Origin of the sequence: Saccharopolyspora sp. (assembly GCF_017434145.1) — a bacterium.
In the GTDB taxonomy this organism is placed as follows: domain Bacteria; phylum Actinomycetota; class Actinomycetes; order Mycobacteriales; family Pseudonocardiaceae; genus Saccharopolyspora_C; species Saccharopolyspora_C galaxeae.
In genome coordinates this window covers 1-2973 of sequence record NZ_JAFRFW010001030.1, presented here as the reverse complement: position 1 = coordinate 2973, position 2973 = coordinate 1, and the positions used below count along the sequence as shown (strand labels likewise).

The window sequence follows — 2973 nt, the reverse complement described above, 5'->3', positions numbered from 1 at the left end:
CACCCGCGACTCGAACTTGAACGGCCCGTTGCCGATCGGGTGCTGCTCGAATCCCTCCGGATCGGCGAAGAACCGCTCCGGCAGCGGGTAGAACGGCCCGTAGCCCAGCATCGTCGGGAAGATCGTCAGCGGTGCTTTGAGCTCCACGGTGAACGTGGTCGGATCGACGACCTTGAGCCCGGACAGCTGGTCGGTCGGCGGCGTCGCGCCCTCCTCCTCCGGGTTGAGCTCGTCGTAGCCCTTGACCTGCTCGAAGAAGCTTCCGCCCTGCTGCCCGTTCGGCCCGTAGGCGGTGTAGTTCCACGCCTTGACGAAGCTCTCGGCGGTGACCGGGCTCCCGTCGTGGAAGGTCCAGCCCGGCTTGATCTTGATGGTGTAGAACCGGTGATCCGGCGAGGGCTGGATGGACTCGGCCATGTCGTTGTGCACCGAGGCGTCGTCCGGCGAGTACTTCACCAGCCCGGCGAACAGCGCGTCCATCACGTTGCTGCCGTTGGCCTCGGTGGTGTTGCCCGGGACCAGCGGGTTCTCCGGCTCGCCCCATTCGACGGTCACCGTGTCCCTGGGCGCCCCGCTGTCCCCGCCGCCGCAGGCCGTGGCGAGCATGGCCACCGCCAGCGGGACCGCCAAGCAGGCGGCCAGACGTCGCTTGCGCATGTTGCGTCCTCCCACTTCCACGCGCCCCCTCAGCGGAATTCCGGGGCACCAAGCACAGTGGTGATGAGCACCACCGCGACAGCGTAAACATAATTGAGGGCGGGCCACCCCCAGAACGCTGTCACGAATTCGAAACTTTCTGGTTCGATACAGAAACCGGCCACCCACCACCCGGATAGTCCGGCCCACATCGTGGGAACTAGCTGATGGAAAGCGCTATGCCGTCCAGGATGTCGTGCTCGGACACCGAGATCGCCTCGATGCCGGCGCGTTCCCTCAGCTCGTCGGCGAGAACCTGCACGACGAGCGCGCCGCCGCCGATCACATCGACCCGTCCGGGATGCATTGAACCGATCGCGGCTCGTTCTTCATGAGTCATCGTCAACAGCTCCGAAGTCGTTTCTCGAAGCTGTTTCTGGGATAAACGGGAAAGGTGAATTGCGGCCGGATCGTAATCCGGCAGGTTCTGCGCGACCGCGGACAACGTGGTGACGGTGCCCGCGACGCCGACCCAGGTCCGCGCACCGGAGGCGTCCACCGCGGCGAAAGCTTCGTCGAGCACGCCGCGGGCGACCTGCTCGGCGTCCCGGACCTCCTGCTCGGTCGGCGGGTCGTCGTGCAGGCAGCGCTCGGTCAGTCGCACGCACCCGATGTCGGCGGAGTAGGCGGCCGTGATCTCGGCACGTGCACCGTCCCAGCGACCGACGACGACTTCCGTGGAACCACCGCCGACGTCGGTGACCACGAACGGACCGGCCGCCGGGTCGAAGTCGCCCACCGCGCCGATGAACGACAGGCGGGCCTCCTCCGCACCGGTGATCACCTCGGCGTCCACGCCGAGCGTTTCCCGCACCATGGCGAAGAAGTCCTCGCGGTTGGCCGCGTCGCGGGTCGCCGAGGTCGCCACCATGCGGACCGCCTCGGCACCGTTCTCGCGCGCCACCGCCGCGTAATCGACCAGCGCATCGCGGGTGCGCCGCAACGCCTCGTCGGCGAGTCTGCCGGTGGCGTCCACGCCCTGCCCGAGCCGCACCACCCGCATCTCGCGGTGCACGTCGCGCAGCTCCGGCGAACCATCCGGCCGGGCGGTCACGTCGGCCACCAGGAGCCGGATCGAGTTGGTCCCGCAGTCGATCGCCGCCACCCGTGACATCGCTGGTCTCCTCGTGCTCGTATGCATCGCCAACACTCGGCGCGTTCCTCGGTCGGCAACGCTATCGGCCGGGTGGAAAAGGCGAATGTGGACACACCGTCGGCGTGTCGGCGTGGACATCGACAGGGCCCGCGGGTAGAGCCGCTGCGGCCCCGCGCGCTGGGCGAACGTCGTGATGACGCCGTTGGAGGCTCTCCTCGGCTCCGCCTGATCGAGTGATCATGGGACGAAGTCGGCGGGCACCTCGCACGTGTCGAGCGGACCCGAGCCGCCCGACTGCACGTAGACGATGTCGCCGGGCGATGCTTCGCCCGAGTCGGTCGTGCCCGCGGGCAACGCCCGGCCCGTCGCGGAAAGCTGCTCGGCCGGGACGAACCGGCCTTCGCGCAGCGTGGCCGCATCGCACTCGCGATCGGCGGGGTCAGCTGACGTGGACGGTGCGCTCGTCTCGGAACCACCGGTCGGTTCGGAGGTTTCCGGCCGCTGCGGGCCGGCGGTCGAACTCGGTGCGACCGGTCCGTCCGTGGTGGGCGTGGTCGACGGAGTCGGGGGCTGCGAGCCCTGCGAAGACGGGAGCTGCGCAGACGGGCGCTGCGGGACCGTCGAGGTCTCCGATGGCGCAGCCGGATCCGAAGACGGGCCGACCGAACTCGGCGGCACGGGACCCGTCGAGCTCGGGGCGGGCGGGACGTCCGTCGCGGACGGCTCACCGCTCGGCGCCGGCGTCGCCGGTTCGCTCGGACCACTCGGCGTCGCCGGTTCGCTCGGGACCGACGGGTCGCTCGGCGTCTCCGGATCGCCGGTGAGAGCAGGCATCGACGGCTCGCTCGGGAACCCCGGCAACGGTTGCTCGCTCGAAATGCCCGGTGCTGCGGGCTCTTCCGGCCAACCCGGCACCGACGAGCCGGTGCCCGGTACCGGTTCACCCGATGGCTCGGGCGCCGGCGGCGTGTTCGCGGACGGCGGCACCGCGGGATTCGACGCGTGCGGGGCGCTCGGCTGCACCGGTTCACCAGCCGCAGAACCCGGCCGCGGCCCAGGAATCGGTTCACCGGAAAGCCCGCCGGGCGAGCCGGGCGGCGGAGTCACCGCCGACCAACCGGGCCGCGCCGGCGCCACCGGCTCACTCGCGGATTGCGGCAGCGCCACCGCGTGCGGCCGCT

Annotated in this window: 2 protein-coding genes and 1 pseudogene; 1 reads left to right on the top strand and 2 read right to left on the bottom strand. The window is 70.2% G+C overall.

The genetic code is table 11. The features are described from left to right. On the bottom strand, positions 1 to 657 hold a 657-nt coding region (locus IJH84_RS28185), incomplete at its 3' end, for an ABC transporter substrate-binding protein (protein ID WP_295150977.1). Positions 658 to 856: 199 nt separating this feature from the next. Further along, the gene (locus tag IJH84_RS28180) at positions 857 to 1810 is read right to left on the bottom strand and encodes a Ppx/GppA phosphatase family protein (RefSeq protein ID WP_295150975.1); all 954 of its coding nucleotides are present in this window, start codon (positions 1808 to 1810) and stop codon (positions 857 to 859) included. A 430-nt stretch (positions 1811 to 2240) separates the two neighbouring features. On the opposite strand from IJH84_RS28180, the pseudogene IJH84_RS28175 reads away from it, so the two are divergent. Continuing rightward, a pseudogene (locus tag IJH84_RS28175) lies at positions 2241 to 2973 on the top strand (hypothetical protein); the annotation flags it as partial.